The organism is Pontibacter sp. HSC-36F09, assembly GCF_024171605.1.
Classification (GTDB): Bacteria; Bacteroidota; Bacteroidia; order Cytophagales; family Hymenobacteraceae; genus Pontibacter.
Window position 1 is genome coordinate 135,065 of the sequence record NZ_JALKAA010000004.1, and the last position, 15,900, is coordinate 150,964.

Annotated in this window: 13 protein-coding genes; 7 read left to right on the plus strand and 6 right to left on the minus strand. The window is 52.0% G+C overall.

What is annotated here, in order from left to right:
* Positions 1-10 precede the first annotated feature (10 nt).
* The 5 genes from L1278_RS13535 to L1278_RS13555 all read right to left on the minus strand — a co-directional run bounded on the left by L1278_RS13535 (position 11) and on the right by L1278_RS13555 (position 8,462).
* Entirely contained in the window at positions 11-3,235 is a 3,225-nt protein-coding gene (locus tag L1278_RS13535) for a SusC/RagA family TonB-linked outer membrane protein (protein ID WP_253405300.1), read from the minus strand.
* A 178-nt stretch (positions 3,236-3,413) separates the two neighbouring features.
* A complete protein-coding gene (locus tag L1278_RS13540) occupies positions 3,414-3,605 on the minus strand; it encodes a CsbD family protein (RefSeq protein ID WP_253405301.1) in 192 nt (63 codons plus the stop codon).
* A gap of 222 nt (positions 3,606-3,827) precedes the next feature.
* On the minus strand, positions 3,828-6,323 hold the full coding sequence (locus L1278_RS13545) for a TonB-dependent receptor domain-containing protein (protein ID WP_253405302.1): 2,496 nt from the start codon (positions 6,321-6,323) through the stop codon (positions 3,828-3,830).
* 948 nt (positions 6,324-7,271) lie between these two features.
* Positions 7,272-7,685 (minus strand): OsmC family protein, encoded by a 414-nt coding sequence (locus L1278_RS13550; protein ID WP_253405303.1) that lies wholly within the window; start codon positions 7,683-7,685, stop codon positions 7,272-7,274.
* Between the two features lie 57 nt (positions 7,686-7,742).
* Positions 7,743-8,462 (minus strand): hypothetical protein, encoded by a 720-nt coding sequence (locus tag L1278_RS13555; protein ID WP_253405304.1) that lies wholly within the window; start codon positions 8,460-8,462, stop codon positions 7,743-7,745.
* A 170-nt stretch (positions 8,463-8,632) separates the two neighbouring features.
* Here L1278_RS13555 and hpf point away from each other — a divergent pair, with 170 nt between their 5' ends.
* The 4 genes from hpf (at position 8,633) to L1278_RS13575 (ending at position 11,063) form a co-directional block, all read left to right on the plus strand.
* Positions 8,633-8,938, plus strand: coding sequence for a ribosome hibernation-promoting factor, HPF/YfiA family (hpf, locus tag L1278_RS13560; protein WP_253405306.1), 306 nt, complete (start codon positions 8,633-8,635; stop codon positions 8,936-8,938).
* Positions 8,939-9,043: 105 nt separating this feature from the next.
* Positions 9,044-9,826, plus strand: coding sequence for an SDR family NAD(P)-dependent oxidoreductase (locus L1278_RS13565; protein ID WP_253405312.1), 783 nt, complete (start codon positions 9,044-9,046; stop codon positions 9,824-9,826).
* A 52-nt stretch (positions 9,827-9,878) separates the two neighbouring features.
* Positions 9,879-10,517 (plus strand): DsbA family protein, encoded by a 639-nt coding sequence (locus L1278_RS13570; RefSeq protein ID WP_253405314.1) that lies wholly within the window; start codon positions 9,879-9,881, stop codon positions 10,515-10,517.
* A gap of 186 nt (positions 10,518-10,703) precedes the next feature.
* The gene (locus L1278_RS13575; protein WP_253405315.1) at positions 10,704-11,063 is read left to right on the plus strand and encodes a DUF1801 domain-containing protein; all 360 of its coding nucleotides are present in this window, start codon (positions 10,704-10,706) and stop codon (positions 11,061-11,063) included.
* Here the strand turns inward: L1278_RS13575 and L1278_RS13580 are convergent.
* Positions 11,050-11,973, minus strand: coding sequence for a cation diffusion facilitator family transporter (locus L1278_RS13580; RefSeq protein ID WP_253405316.1), 924 nt, complete (start codon positions 11,971-11,973; stop codon positions 11,050-11,052). The two genes, L1278_RS13575 and L1278_RS13580, sit on opposite strands and share 14 nt — an antisense overlap.
* 117 nt (positions 11,974-12,090) lie before the next feature.
* Here L1278_RS13580 and L1278_RS13585 point away from each other — a divergent pair, with 117 nt between their 5' ends.
* From L1278_RS13585 to L1278_RS13595, 3 genes are all read left to right on the plus strand, one after another.
* Positions 12,091-12,771 carry a response regulator transcription factor gene (locus tag L1278_RS13585; RefSeq protein WP_253405317.1) on the plus strand — a complete coding sequence of 227 codons (681 nt, stop codon included), beginning with the start codon at positions 12,091-12,093 and terminating at the stop codon, positions 12,769-12,771.
* Entirely contained in the window at positions 12,768-14,165 is a 1,398-nt protein-coding gene (locus L1278_RS13590; RefSeq protein ID WP_253405318.1) for an ATP-binding protein, read from the plus strand. Before L1278_RS13585 ends, L1278_RS13590 begins: the two co-directional genes overlap by 4 nt.
* Before the next feature lie 149 nt (positions 14,166-14,314).
* Entirely contained in the window at positions 14,315-15,886 is a 1,572-nt protein-coding gene (locus tag L1278_RS13595) for a SulP family inorganic anion transporter (RefSeq protein WP_253405319.1), read from the plus strand.
* Positions 15,887-15,900: the final 14 nt, after the last annotated feature.

The window sequence follows — 15,900 nt, forward strand, 5'->3', positions numbered from 1 at the left end:
CTCATCTTCCTTATAAAGTAATGTTTAGGTTAATGCCGTAAGAGCGTACTGAGTTGGTCATACCTGACTCGTACCAGCTGATGGACTGGGAGCCGGTTGAAATCTCGGATGGGTCGATGCCTTCCGGAGCTTTCTGCCACAGTTGTGCCACGTTACGGGAGATCAGGGCAACACTCACTGTCTGGAACGGCAGACGGCCCAGCATAGACTTGTCGATAGTATAGCCCAGGCGTAGTTCGCGCAGCTTGATGTAAGAAGCGTCGTAGAGCCACTCTTCGTACACGCGACGTCCCACTATGGTGTTGTAGTATGACTGCGCGCTCACGTAGTTAGAGGCTGGCTGACCGCTCACATCTACACCACCCACTGTCGTGCCCGGAGCGTAGATACCTTCTACTTTCACACCGCCGCCTGCTTCCAGCGGATCGCGTACATTGGCGCCGCGGTCGTTGGTAGCCACTGTGAGTGGGTCTTGCCCGGTACGCACGGCCAGCATTTTAGAACGGCTGAAGAACTGGCCGCCAAACTGGTAGTCGATCATAGCAGAGAGGTCGAACTTCCAGATCTTAAAAATGTTCTGCCAACCACCTGTCGCATCAGGCTGCACTGTACCGAAGTTGTGGGTAGCATCGGTATAGAGCGGCATGCCGTTGGAACCGATCAGCTTCTGGCCGGTAGCAGGGTCACGCTGGTAAGCCTGGCCTATAAGGCTACCATAAGGCTGGCCTTCGTAGGAGTTGAGATAGGAGGTAACAGAGGAGTAAGTGGTCGAGTAATGCGTCAGCACGTCAATTTCCGGGTGAAGCTCAACCACCATGTTACGGTTGCGGCCTGCATTGAAAATACTGTTCCAGGTAAAGTTGCTCGACTGAACCGGCGTACCGGACAAAGCCACTTCTATACCTTTGTTTTCAATCAGACCTGCATTAATTGTTGTGGAGCTATACCCGCTCGTACCGGATACCGGCAGGCGCAGGATCTGGTTTCTGTTTTTCTGCTGATAGAGCGTCAGGTCCAAACCTAAGCGGCCATTAAGGAAGCGCACGTCCAAACCAGCTTCATACGAATGTGCGAATGATGGCTCTACAAACGGGTTATTCAGGTTGTCCGGCACCGACAGCGTGTTCACGCTGGTGGCTCCTGCATAGACAGTGCCCACGGAATAGAACGGAGAGATTTCGTAAGGACCAAGGTCAGAGCCTGCCTGTGCGTAGCTGGCGCGGATTTTACCGAAAGAAAGCGGCGACCAGTCGATCAGCTCACTGAATACCACGCTACCTGATACAGATGGATACCAGTACGAATTGTTGTCTGGTGGCAGGGCAGAGGAGATGTCGTTACGCAATGATGCGTCGATGAAGTACGTGTCTTTATACCCCACAGAAGCCATACCGAACATACTGCGGATTTGCTTGCGACGCAGATACTGGTTCGTGCTCGGACGGTCAATGGAGCCATCGATGTGGTAGAAGCCCGGTGTAGCCAGTCCGCCCACCGATGCCATAGAAAGGTAGGTATAGCGAGTGTCGAAAATGTTGCCACCGGCATTTACGTTAAGCGAGAAGTCGCCGAACTCTTTGTTGTATTGTGCCAGCAACTCGTAGTTAGTATCGCGACCCTGGTACTTACCAGTTGTGAAAGCCGGTACTCTTCTGCCACCAAAAGCCTGGCGGGTTTCAATGTTCTGGGTATAGCTATCGTTGCGCACAAAACCGCTCACTTTCAGCGAAGGCAGGATCTGGTAGGTCAGGCCTACGTCGCCGAACACACGCTCGCGGTTATCGTTGCTGATGTTCTCGTATGCCTCGAAGTAAGGGTTGTTCCAGTACAGTGCATTGAAGTTAGTAACCTCACCAGTGGCTGTGCTCGGTCTGCGCAGGTTCCAGTTCAGGAAAGTACCATCATCGTATTTGTAGTTCTTCATGCGCTTCATGTCCACGTTGCGCTGGAACCACTGCACCATGTAGCGGGCGCCGTACTCCGAGCCCTGTGAAGGACGCTGGGCATTGTTGCGGGCGTAGTTGATGTTGGTAGACACCGTCATCTTTTTAGAAAGGTCCAGGCTGCCGCTCAGGCCCACGTTGTTCCGGTTGAGGAAGGTGTTTGGTTCTACACCTTCTACGCGGGTGTCGTTCACGCTCAGGCGGAAGGTACTGTTCTCGTTACCACCTGTTACAGTCACACCATTGTTCAGGTTATAGCCTGTCTCGTAGTAGTCCTGAATGTTATCAGGATGGGGTACAAAAGGCGTCAATTGGCCATACTCCGGGTCCTGTGGGTAGAAGCTGTATACCTGACGAACGGGTGTGCCGTCCATCTTAGGTCCCCAGCTTTCATCTACAGAGAAGTCCACATATTTGTCGCCGTTTGGCAGGGTACGCCAGGTCTGGCTGGAGCCGCCACCATACATGTTCTGCAGCGGCATAAAGTTCACAGCTTTTTCTACTGAGAAAGCAGAGTTGATCTGTACACCAACTTTTTTCGCGCCTTTCTGGCCTTTCTTGGTCGTGATCATAATCACGCCATACTGACCGCGTATACCATACAGAGCAGAGGCAGCAGGGCCTTTCAGCACGTTGATCGACTCGATGTCTTCCGGGTTGATGTCCTGCGCCAGGTTACCGTAGTCAGCCTGGTCGGCACCGGCAAAGTTGGCGTTGGAAATAGGGGTGCCATCCACCACAATCAGGGGCTGGTCGCCACCATTGAGGGAGTTTACACCCCGGATTTTAATTTTTTGGGTACCGCCCATGCTGGCACCGGAAGAACCTGTTACCTGCACGCCTGCCACTTTACCGGACAACGAGCCCAGCACGTTCTGCTCTTTGGTCAAAGTCAGGTTTTCGCCCTGCACCTGCTGCGTGGCATAGCCCAGGGAGCGCTCGCTACGCTCAATGCCTAGCGCCGTTACAACTACTTCGTCGAGTTGCCGGGCATCGGTTTGTAGACTGACATTGATAGTGCTCTGGTTGCCAACCGCTACCTCCTGGGTAGTATAGCCCAGAAAGCGGAAAACAAGTGTAGCATTGGCTTCGGGCACGCGAAGTTGGTAATTGCCCTGCGCATCGGTGGCGATGCCAATTGTTGTGCCTTTAACGGCAACACTTACCCCAGGCAGGCCATTGCCCGTCGAGGCTTCTGTCACCCTACCGCTTACTGCCCTGTCCTGGGCAAAGGCGCTGGCGGACCAGAGTACCATAAGCGGCAAAATGATGGAAAGTAGTTTTTTCCCCATAATTCAATAATTTGTTTTAAAAATAGTAAGGTTAGATCCGTTGAATATAGGGTATATTTAATTAATATAAAAGTAATATTGTCTTAACATAGTGCGTATTTGTGCAGGTATAAAAAAACACCCCGCATCAGGCCGTAGCCGATGCGGGGTGTTTTTAGCTGTTAAAGGCTTATTTAGCTTATAGCGAGTCGATCCACTTCTTCAGATCACCTTTTGCTTTGCCGGTCCTCTGCTGGAGTTTGCCGAGCCATTCGTCTTGTTGTCCTTCCTGGTAAGTCAGGTCATCTTCGGTCAGGTCAGCGTAAGATTTTTTGATCTTACCTTTCAGTTCATTCCAGTTTCCTCTGGTTCTATATTCTGCTTCGTGCATTTTATTCTTAGCTTAAAATTAAACAAAACTTATACCTTGATATACGGGTGAAACAGGACAGTCGTTCGAAACAGCCACTATACCTGCTGCCTGAGTAGCGTGGTCAGGTATAGAAATGGAGCTATGCTTAGGGCTGAAAGTAGGGGAGAGAATGCTGGCAGAAAACAAAAAACCCTCCTTAGCGGAGGGCCTTTTGCTGGTTAAGAGTTATGGGTTAAAATTTTAGTTCATGCCGTTGCCGTCGCCTTGCTTGGCGTCGTCGTTGCGGATGCTCTTCTTGCGCTTAGGCGCGCGCTGCTGGTCCATCTTGCCGAATCGGTAATCGAAGCTCACACGGAATCCGCGGTTGAAGTTGTTGATGCGGATCTCCTGGCTATAGGCTCTAGGATTGGTCGGCGATTCCTCTACACGCACATCGTTACGCATGCGCATGCTCTCTCTGAAAGGGTTGTCCAGGCCCAGGCTGATTCCGCCCTTTTTGTCGAACAGCTCCTTCTTGATGGCGATGGTATGGTAAGAGAAGGCAGCGAACTCACCCAGCAGCTGGATGCGACGGGAGTTGAAGCCACCGTTAAACTGTGCAGTGATGCCCTTTCCGAAGGTATAAGACGAGTTGGCGTTGATGTTGTACATCCAACCACTGTTGCTGGCGTACTTTCCGTTCAGGTCTACAAAATAGAAATTAGAGCTACCGCCAATCGTCCAGTTGTTGGTCGGTTTGGTGTTTCCGAACAAGCTCACGCCATAGGTTTTGTTTTTGGCGATGTTGTCGAACGAAAGGGTTGTCACATCCACAGGCAGACCGCTCGCATCTGTTTCCCGATCAATTGTCGCTACCGTCTCGATGGCGTTGTCAGTATGGCGCACGTAGCCGGTCACGTTGATCGAAGTGGTCTTGAAGAAGGTACTGTAGCCCAGTTCAAATAAATCAGTTAGTTCTGCATCGAGTCTGGGGTTACCCTGCACACGGGTGTTGGAAGTCTGCTCCTGCACGTACGGGTTCAGGTAGAACAACGACGGACGCTGGATACGCTGTGTGAAGTTGGCACGGAATGTATGCTTCTGCTTCAGGTTGTACGACAAGGCCACGCTAGGTATAAAGTTGTCATAGTCCAGGCTGTAGTCATTGTCACCCTGCAGGTCGGCATGGATGTCTGTGAACTCGTAGCGACCACCCATTTTCACGTTCAGTTTTTTCTTTAGCATGAAGCCGTACGTCATATAAGTAGAGTACACATCCTGCTCGTAAAAGAAAGCATCGATGCGACGGGTTTCGTCCCCTGAGTTGAGGATGTCACGGTAAAGGGCATCGCTTTCCACATCGCGGAAAATGGACTTGGCACCCAGTTCCAGTATGGTCTTGTTGGCAAACGGATGGGTATAATCCGCCTGGAAAGTCAATTCCTTGTTAGCGCCTTCATTCAGGTTGCGCTTCAGCAGATAAGGATCGTTGCCCTCGTTCAGATAGTCCTGGCGGATGTCGTTGTCGGTGTTGGTTACCGAGTAAAGCGACAGGAGTGCAAGTTCCTGTCCCTGCTTGCTGAACGTGCGGGTGTAGTCGAGGTTATAGTCGGTACCGATGCGCTGGTTGCGGTTGCGGATCTCGTTTCGGAAGTCCTGGATCAGGTTGTCGCCTTCTCGGCTGGTCACTTCCTGGTCGTTTTCCATCCGGAAAGTACCGCCGTTGCTTCGGATGCTGCCCGATATGTTGTTCTTCGGCGTGAGGTCGTAGTCAAAGCCTACCAGTGCATTCATGAACTTGCCATTGATGCGGGTTTTGCCAAACTGGTTGCTGGTTGTGTTGCCAGCGAAGATGGTGTTAGTCATGTTGCCATGGTTGTAGAACATGTTGCCACCGAAGGTGCCGTTGATGCCCAGTTTGCCGCGACGAATGTTGAGACTGGCGTTGGCGTTGCTGCCGCGTGTACCGGCCGTGGCTGCCACTGAACCGGTCACGCCTTGCAGACCACCGTCTTTTTTGGTGATGATGTTGATGATACCGGCTGTACCTTCTGCATCATACTTGGCAGATGGGCTGGTGATCACTTCCACCGACTTGATCTGATCGGCAGGGATCTGCTTGAGGGCGTCGGCCACACTACCCGCCATGATAGCCGAAGGCTTGTTGTTGATAAGCACGCGCACGTTCGAGCTGCCACGAAGCTGTACATTACCGTCGTTGTCGAGCGCCAGGGAAGGCACTTTCTGCAGTACATCGGCTGCGTTGCCACCCGAGTTGGTAATATCTTTTTCGGCGTTATACACTGTGCGGTCGATCTTCTCTTCTACTAATGGTTTTTCGCCTGTGATCACCACCTCGCCTAGCTGTTTGGCATCAGAGGCAATGGCCACCGCACCTACGTTTACGCTGGCGTTGTCAGATGATACGGTTACGTCTTCTACCAGCTTTTGCTGATAGCCGAGGAAACTCACCTGCAGTCTGTATTTACCAATACCTACCTTGCTGATCGTGAAGCGACCCTTATCGTCAGCCATTGCCCCGTCGATTGGTTTGCCCGTCGCCAGGCTGATCAGGGCAACCGTAGCGAACTCCACTGGTTTTTTTGTGTCAGCGTCCTGCACGATACCAACGATAGTAGCGTTGCCACGCGGCGCGGCCATACCTGCCGTGGATTGTTGCGGGGCACCCTGCGGTGCCTGCGCGAGAGCCGGTACGGTGCTCAACCCAAGCAGGGCAAGCAGCAGGCTCTTTTTCATAGTTTTTTCTAGTTGGCGTAAATGTGTTCTCTTCATATCTCCGGTCTTCCGTAATAATTGCTTCAGTAAAGGAAAAGCTAGTTTTTGAGTCCTGAAAATAGAATATACCAAGGCACCGCATTTCTATATGAATAGCCTAATATAGCCTATTAGCCTTTCGTCGGGAAATAGGGGAGGTTGGTGGAGGGAAAGGGGGGATGTAGGTATAGCTGCTGCAGATGTATGCATAGAATGTGGCTCTTTTCATAGCTTCTCTTCTACGGCAAGGCCTTAATGGCGCGAGTGTCTGCGCTCGTGTCTGCTATGGTGGGGCCTCAGGCCCAAGTATAGGTATAGTATACCACAAGTTTAGCAAAGGCGTAAATGTGGTTTTGCAGAAGGCCAGTTTGCAACTAGCGTAGTGTCTGTAGCAGGTATAGCATCCTGACTTGTTTTATAGTTTGCCCTGGCCGAGCGGGCCTTACTTGTTTCCTTGATGAAAAGAAAGAGGGCCCCTACCCCCAGTAAGCAAAAAAGTCAAGACCCTCCAAATTTGCTGAACGTTCAGACAGTGGAGTGTCGTAAAGTGCACTTGGCAAAGTGATCTGTTTCATAGCTGCAGGGGCAAGTTAGTCTTGCTATACCTGCCAGGGGGCTAGTTTTGCTACGATGCTATACCTGTAGAAGTGGCAGTAGCAGCAACTCCCCCTTCGAAGGGGGCAGGGGGATGTTAATCGTGCACACGAAACCGCAGCTCCAACACCTATACCTGCAATTGAGTGGCTTCAGGAAATCCCCTCTTGAGAGGGGTGTGTTATAGCAACTGGTTAACCTTCCTTCAACCAAGATCCTTTCAGGATGACAGAGAGGAACTGGTATAGCCAAAGCTCCTTCCCCTGTTTTGGGGGTAGAGGCCCTCGACAAAAGGGGAAGGCTGGGATGGGGTAATTCGTATTGCGCAGCTACTAACTACACAATCTCAAAGGAATGCGTAATCGTTGCTGTCTTATACAGAATAGCCGCTACAGAGCAGTATTTCTCCAACGAAAGCTCAATGGCGCGACGTACCTTGTCCTCGTCCAACTGACCGCCTAGCTTGAAATGGATGTGGATGGTGCTGAAAAGGTTGAACTCCTCGACCTTTTGGCGTTCGGCCTTTATATTGATATCGAAGCTTTCGATCGGCTGGCGCTGCTTTTTGAGGATGCTGATGATGTCGATGGCGCTGCAGCCACCCAGGCCCATTAGCATGAGCTCCATCGGGCGGGCACCCTGGTTGTGGCCACCGATCTCGGGGTTAGCGTCAATGTTAATGGCTACATTGGCAGCGCCTCTGGCTTCAAAATGATAGTCCTGGTCTACGCGGGTGAGGTTGATCTCCATATCGGTTATTTCGTTTTCTGAGGTTCGAAGGTATACATTTATACCTTTTACACCAAGTCAGGCTGCCAGTCGGGTCACGTACTTCACTAGCGAACGCTTGGCGATCGGCAACAGCGCGCTGTCGATAGGGCAGGGCACTTTGGCAACCACAACAAAGGTGGCGGGGTTGGGCAGTTCCTGGTTTTCTCTGACCAGCTGTACCTTCAGGTTTTCATGTGTTTGGGCCAGGCCGCGACGCACAGTGCGGAGTAGTTGCGTGTTGATGCCGCGGTACTTCTCGAAGGTGTTCTCAAAAACGGTAATGCGGTACACGTATACCTGCGTTTCCTTGCCGGGGAAAGCATCCAGAAATAAGTAGCCCTCGTTGAAGTACATCGGCGTAATGCCCACGGGGTTGATCTCAAGGTGACTCTCAATGAAATCGTACAGCTCCTTGCCCTCGCTGACGGCCTCCCTAAAAAGCGGTGCGGCATATTGGATCACCTCCTCGATCTGGGCCATGGTCTCGTCGTCCTCCACGATCTTTTCATACACCAACTCCAGCTTCTCGAAGTCAGCGCGGGTGATTTGCTGCGGAAAGGATTCGTACACCAGTTTCTTGTGCTCCTGCACTTGTTTCAGGTGGCGGTAGTGCATAATCAGGTCCGAAAAAACAGGGTAGAGGCGCTGCTGCCCGAACTCGGCACGGACAGCCTGCAGGTAGGCCAGCAAACGATATTTCTTAAATTCAAAGTCAAGCAATCCTTCTGTCAGCCAGTTGATAGGTAAGTTTTGCATAACGCTAAATATTGGGTGAATATGCTTAAAAACGAGCCGGGCGGCTGCTATGTTGCTTCTGCCAGCGTGTTTGCACAGCTAAACTTTAATGCTTTGCCTCCGTTTAAATTCAGCACTGGGATGCCGCTCAAAAGGCTTCCTGCATTCAGAAAATACACATAAGACAGAACATGAACTATACAGAGAATTTCGAAGGAATAAAGATTGATGTACAGGCTGTAGACATTTCCATTTCGGACGACGTGCAGCAGCATATCCGCAATACCATCACCAAACTAAAGCGCCACGCCAAGAAGATCGACTCTGTGGACGTATACTTTAAACAAGAGGCCAACCACGCCACTGACTCCAAAAAACTGAGCATGCGCGTAGGTATACCTGGCAACGATGCTTTTGCTGAGGATGACGGCGATAACTGGTACGAGCTGCTCAAAAACGTAGAAGAAAAACTCAAGCGTCAGCTCGATAAAAGATAAGCCGACAGGCACCACAAAGCAGACCCGCTGCAGGATCAGGTATAGCACCGCCCGGCAGCGGGTCTGCTGTTGGGTATAAGCAGGCATCAGATCATCAAAGAAAATATGGCCACAGGGGATTACAAAGACAAAGTCGTGCTGGTAACTGGCGGTGCGCAAGGTATAGGCTTAGGTATAGCGCAGGCCTTCGGGCAGGCGGGTGCTTGGGTTGTGCTCACGGATGCAGACGAGGAAGCGGGAGGTGAAGCCTTGCAGCGTTTGCGGGACCAGCAACTGCGGGCTACCTTTATACCTGGCGATGTAAGCGTTGAGCAGGAGGTCGTTGCCCTGATGGAAAAAGTGCAGGACAAACACGGCCGTCTGGATGTATTGGTAAATAACGCAGGTATAGCCGATCCTTTTGCTGGCAAGCTGGATGAATTGCTGATGTCGGATTTCGACCGGATGCTGGCTGTGAACCTGCGCGGACCAATGCTCTGCGCTAAATACGCCCTGCCGCTGTTGCGCAAAGCAAAACATCCTGCCATCCTTAACATCACGAGCACGCGCGCTTTCATGTCAGAGCCCGATACCTTTGCCTATTCAGCCTCCAAAGGCGGACTCGAGGCGCTCACGCATTCCCTGGCCGTTAGCCTGGCGCCGGATCGTATTCGGGTGAATGCCATCGCGCCAGGCTGGATTGAGACCGGGAACTGGCAAAAAGAAAAGGAGCGTTACGAACCGCAGCATACCCGCGAGGATAAGGAACAGCACCCGGTCGGTCGGGTGGGGGAGCCGCAGGACATTGCCGAAGCAGCGCTCTTTCTGTGTTCTGCGAAAGCTGGTTTTATTACGGGGCAACACTTGGTGGTAGACGGCGGTATGACCGTAAAGATGATCTATACCTGAACCTAACAACCTGCATTGGTGTACAACCTCTAAGGAAACGTAGAATTTACCTATGGTCAACAGTCCTTATAACCCGGTTTTGCTGTATGTAACCGACCCGATGTGCGCCTGGTGCTACGGCTTCACGCATGTTATCCGTCGTTTGCGCGCCCTCTGGCACGGTCGGCTGACGGTAGAGGTGGTAGCCGCTGGGCTGAACCCGTATGCCCGGGAGCCTATCTCTCGGGAGCAGAAGGAGCGACTGGCCGTGAGTTGGCACCGGGTGCAGGAGCGCACCAGCCTCCCCTTCAATTATGGCCTTTTCCTGCAGGAAGATTTTGTATACGACACCGAGCCCGCCTGCCGTGCCCTGCATGTGGTGCGCCGACTAAGGCCTGCCCTCACGCTCGAAGTGCTTCGGGCACTGCACTCAGCCTTCTACGCCGATGCCCTTAACATGGCAGACCCGCAGGTGCTGGCCCATGTGGTGCGTCCCTTTGGCATCCAGGAAAACCTGTTCTATACTTTGTTTGAGGCCGACGAGATCATCGACGAAACCGAAAAGGAGTTTGAGTTTGTGGAGATGCTGGGCGTCAAGAATCTGCCGAGCGTGTACATGGAAGGCGGTATGGGGCCTGAATTGCTCACCAGTGGCTTTTGCCAGCTCGATGAACTGGAAGGAAGGCTGCTGCAGCACCTTGAAATGGTATAAGCCTCATGCTCAGGTATAAGTAGTATCAAAAGATGAGCGTGACAACCTGCAAACAGGGAACGACAGGTATAGGAGCGCCACTTTTAACTCAACCACATCATCAGATTTTTTGCTCCAATATTAAAAGATATGTATATTTAGCTGTAAATTAACGGCTCTGGCCACAAAGGCCAATACATACCCTGTATGAGAAGCAAGATATCTACCAACCAGGTCGATGAGTACATCGACAAATTATCACCTGAGAAACAGCTGTTAGCGCAGGCAGTACGCCAGATCATCAGTCAGACGGCTGCCCATCTGGAGGAGTGTGTGCGCTGGGAAAATCCCTGTTATTTCTTTTACGGACCTGTATGCTATTTCGCCTCATCGCGTAGCGGGCTGCACTTCGGTTTCTTCCGCGGAAAAGAGCTTAACGATACAAATAAGCGCTTGGTGAGCCGCAACGGTCAGTTGCCGCACATCAAACTGCGCACGATTGAGGACATAGACGAGGAGTATTTCAGCGACCTGGTACGCCAGGCGGTGCAGCTTAACCAGAACTAGACAGATCGGGCGTGCAGTGCTCCTGGCTGCATTCCTGCCCCGGCATTTCCAACTCTACCGTAACGTGGTCTATCTGCGCGTCCTGCATGGTGTCGCGTATGCGCTGTTTCACTTCATGTGCCTCCTCCAGATTCAGGTTCTCTTCCACAACGGCGTGCATGGTCAGTACATGGCTGATGCCGTCCAGCGTCCACAGGTGCAGGTCGTGCACGGAGCGTATACCAGGGAGTAACTCCAGGCGACGGCGCACTTCCTGTAAACTAATATTGGCGGGGGTGCCCTGCAACAGAATCTGAAGCCCTTTGCGCAGGTTGCGCACCACGTTGTAGAGAATGAATCCGGTGATCAGTACCGAAAGCAAGGGATCTATGATAGGCCAATCGAAGAAATAGAGCAGAATACCACCCACCAGAACGGCCGCCCAGCCCAGTACATCCTCCAGCAGGTGCAGCATCGCCACCCGTTCGTTCAGCGAATCCCCTTTGTTAAGGCGCAGGGCCGCGAATCCGTTTACCAGCACACCCAGGATGGCAAAGCCGATCATACCAGGGGCATGCACAGGCTCCGGATTAAACAGACGCGGGATCGACGCCCATAGCACTATACCTGAGCCAATCAACAGCACGACCGAGTTAATGACCGCGCCAAGCAGTGAAAAACGTTTGTACCCGTAAGAGAAGTGCTGATCGCTGCCCCTGCTTGATAAGTGGGCAAAATACCAGGCCAGACCCAGTGAAAGGGAGTCGCCAAAGTCGTGCAGCGCATCCGAGAGGATGGCCACGCTGTTGATCCAAAGCCCGCCAAACACCTCGATCACGGTGAAGCCCAGGTTGAGGAAGAAAGCCACCCTGATGTTGTCACCTGCGTGGTGATGGCCGTGGCCTCCGTGATGGTGATGATCGTGTGCCATAAACTGCTTTTCTTCTTCTAAAATAGACAGATATTGGCGCAACTGCAAACTAGCAGACGGCTCAGTTCTTGAGAAATCGTATCTTGTGCCGGCAAAAACGTAAATAGTGACAGGACTATGAGAATACTGCTGGTAGAAGACGAACCCAAAGTAGCTTCCTTTATCAAAAAAGGATTGGAAGAGCAGTCGTATGAAGTCGATCAGGCTTATGACGGCAACTTTGGCCTGAAGATGGCCCTGCAAAACGAGTACGACCTGATCATACTGGACATTATACTGCCGCACATGAGCGGGTTGGAGGTATGCCAAGCCGTTCGGAAGAAAAAAACGCAGGTTCCCATCCTGATGCTTACCGCCCTCGGCTCCACCGACGACAAGATCACCGGACTGGACGCCGGGGCCGACGATTACCTCACCAAGCCCTTTGAGTTCAAGGAACTGCTGGCCCGGCTCCGCGCCCTTTCCCGCCGCTCAGGCGACAACGGGGGAGGGGAAAAACTCTCGATCGCAGACCTCGAAATGGACCTGGGCAGCAAGACCGTAACCCGTGGCGGGAAGCCCATTAACCTAACAGCAAGAGAATTTGCCCTGCTGCATTATTTACTGCGCAACAGGGGGCGTGTGGTATCCCGCGTCGATATTACAGAGAGCGTGTGGGAGACCTCCTTCGACACCGGCAGCAATGTGATTGATGTATACATCAATTTCCTGCGCAAAAAAATAGACAAAGGCTTTCCTGGTAAGCTGATCCATACCCTGGTAGGTATGGGCTATGTGCTCAAGGAGGACGACGCATGACCATCCGAAACAAGCTGACCCTGCAGTTTGCAGGTATATTTGCCCTCCTCCTGATCCTGTTCTCGCTGATGATCTATTATTTTACTTCGCTCTACCGGCAGGACGATTTTTACAAACGCATCGAGGGGCGTGCCTACGATACGGCCGCCCATGTGCTGGAGGCAGATGAAGTAAGTGAGAGAGCCCGTCGCAGCAACCAAATTCGCTATTATCAGGTGCTTCCTTTTGAGAAGGTGAGCATTTACCGGCACGACGGCAGCTTGTTTTTTTCGGATGGAGACGGGCAACTGGAGGTGGCGCCTGAGGTGCTCGAACGCGTGAAGCGGGAAGGCAAGGTGCAGTACGAACAGGATGAGCGCCAGGTGGTGGCAACGCTTTACGAAGACAACGAAGGAGAATTTATCGTATTCACTTCTTCTGTGGATGCCTACAGTTTACGCAAACTTCAGCATCTTAAAATTATTTTGATTGTTGGTTTTCTGGGCTCCATGGTTGTGGTACTGCTGGCTGGCTGGGCTTTTGCGCGCGAAGCACTGCGCCCCATTACCAAAGTGGTGGGCGAGGTGGAGAAGATCAGCGCCTCGGACCTGCACCTGCGCCTTAGCAATGCAGGCGGAAAAGATGAACTATCGCACCTCTCCCAAACCTTCAATAAAATGCTGGACCGCCTGGAAAAGGCGTTTGAAATGCAGAGCACCTTTGTGTCTAATGCTTCTCATGAACTACGCACTCCGCTCACTGCCATGATAGGCGAACTGGAAGTGGCCCTGATGAAACCCCGTGAGAAAGAGGAGTACCAACGGGTACTGGCCTCCACCCTGGAAGACGCTCGTCTGCTGGCCGAGCTGTCAAATGGCCTGCTGCAGATTGCCCAGGCCAGCGTGGACACTTCCAAGATCAAGCTCGCGCATTTGCGCTTCGATGAATTGCTGTGGATGGCGCACGAGCAGGCGTTGAAGCGACACCCGGGCGCGCTGTATGATATCGATTTCGACAACCTCCCTGATGACGAAGACCGCCTGATCGTGAAAGGAAACGATGCCCTGCTGCTGATCGCCATTGTGAACGTACTGGAAAATGCGGCCAAGTTCTCGCCTAAGGGGGAGTACAGCACCGTGCGACTTTCAGCGGACCGGCGGGAGGTGGTGTTGCAGGTAACAGACAAGGGCGTGGGCATTGCACCGCAAGACCTGCTGCACGTGTTTGTGCCATTTTTCAGGGCGAATAACGTGCGCAACATCAATGGCCACGGCATTGGTCTGCCGCTGACAGAGAGCATCATAAAACTGCACAAAGGCACTATTTCCATTGACTCCCGTGTGGCAGAGGGAACGATCGTGACATTGCGTTTACCGCAGGCAATCGGACTAATTTCAGCAAAAAACACATTTTAATTTGTTTTTAATCTGGTTTTAATTTTCCCTTAATACCTCGCCCGTACATTTGTGAGCATAAGGTGAGTATCTGACTTATGTTCCTGCTGCCAGCCAAAGGCCGGCGCAGGGATGTGAGTTAGGAAGCCTTCGCTGACAACATTTGCTATATGAAAGAAACCCCCCTAAAGACAAACTACATAGCTAGCCTCGGAAAGGATATTCCGGCTGGCCTCGTCGTTTTCCTTGTTGCCCTTCCGCTTTGCTTAGGTATTTCACTTGCCTCTGGCGCCCCACTTTTTGCCGGTATCGTGACTGGTGTGGTAGGCGGTTTGGTTGTGTCCTGGCTGAGTGGTTCGCACTTGAGCGTGAGTGGCCCGGCAGCTGGCCTAACCGTGATCGTGCTCAATGGCATTGAAACCCTGCAGTCGTATGAAGCCTTTTTGCTGGCGGTTGTGCTGGCAGGTATACTGCAGGTAGCGCTTGGTTTTCTGAAGGCCGGCGTCATCGGTCTTTATTTCCCCTCCTCGGTTATAAAAGGGATGCTGGCCGCCATCGGTCTGATCCTGATTTTGAAGCAGATTCCGCATTTCATGGGTGCAGATGATGATTTCTTTGGTGAAATGAATTTCTTCCAGCCGGACGGGCGCAATACCTTTTCAGGTATAATCCATGCCTTCAGTGCTATCCAGTTGGGTGCGCTGTTGATCGGTGTCCTCTCTATGGCCGTATTGATCTTGTGGGAGCAGCCGTTTATGAAACGCATTAAGTTGTTTAAACTGGTGCCGGGTGCGCTGATCGTGGTGGTGGGTTCTGTAGGTATAAACTATCTGTTCATCAATTATTTTCCTGAGCTGGCCATAGCCGGTACGCACCTGGTGAACCTTCCGGAGATAACAAGTGTGGGAGCGCTACAGAATGAACTCCGCTTCCCGGCCTTCGATCAACTGACTAACCCGTCGCTTTATGTGGTGGCCTTCACCATCGCTATCATTGCCAGTCTGGAGTCCCTGCTAAGCGTGGAGGCCGTGGATAAGCTCGATCCGCACAAGCGCCGCACGCCCAACAACCGCGAACTGAAGGCACAGGGGGTAGGTAACATTATTGCAGGTATGCTGGGCGGTATACCGATGACGGCCGTGATCGTGCGAAGCTCTGCCAATATCACGGCGGGTGGCAAAACGAAGATGTCAGCCTTTATCCATGGGGTGTTCCTGTTGCTGGCCGTGCTTTTCCTGGCGGGTTTCCTGAACCAGGTGCCGCTTTCTGCGCTGGCAGCCGTACTTTTGATGGTGGGTTATAAGCTCACGAAGCCAACGCTATTCAAAGGGCAGCTCAAACTGGGGCACGAGCAGTTTATTCCGTTTGTGGTAACGATCGTGGCCATCCTGTTTACCGACCTGCTGGTGGGTATCCTGATCGGTCTGGCAGTAGGCATCTTCTTTATCCTGAAGGCAAACTACAAGTCACCTTACTTCTTCCACAAGGAAGATCACCGCGAGAAAGAAACGATCCGCATTAAACTAAGTGAGCACGTATCTTTCCTGAACAAAGCCAGCATTGTGCTGACACTCGAGAGATTGCCGAATGACAGCCACGTGATTATTGACGGGGCTAACTCCGAGTACATAGACTACGATGTGCTGGAAGCGATACAGGCTTTTAAGGAAACAGCCCACGAGCGTGGTATATTTGTAGAAGTTTTGAATATAGAAGAAGTAAAAGTGCTGGATATGCACTAGAAATAAATAAAATT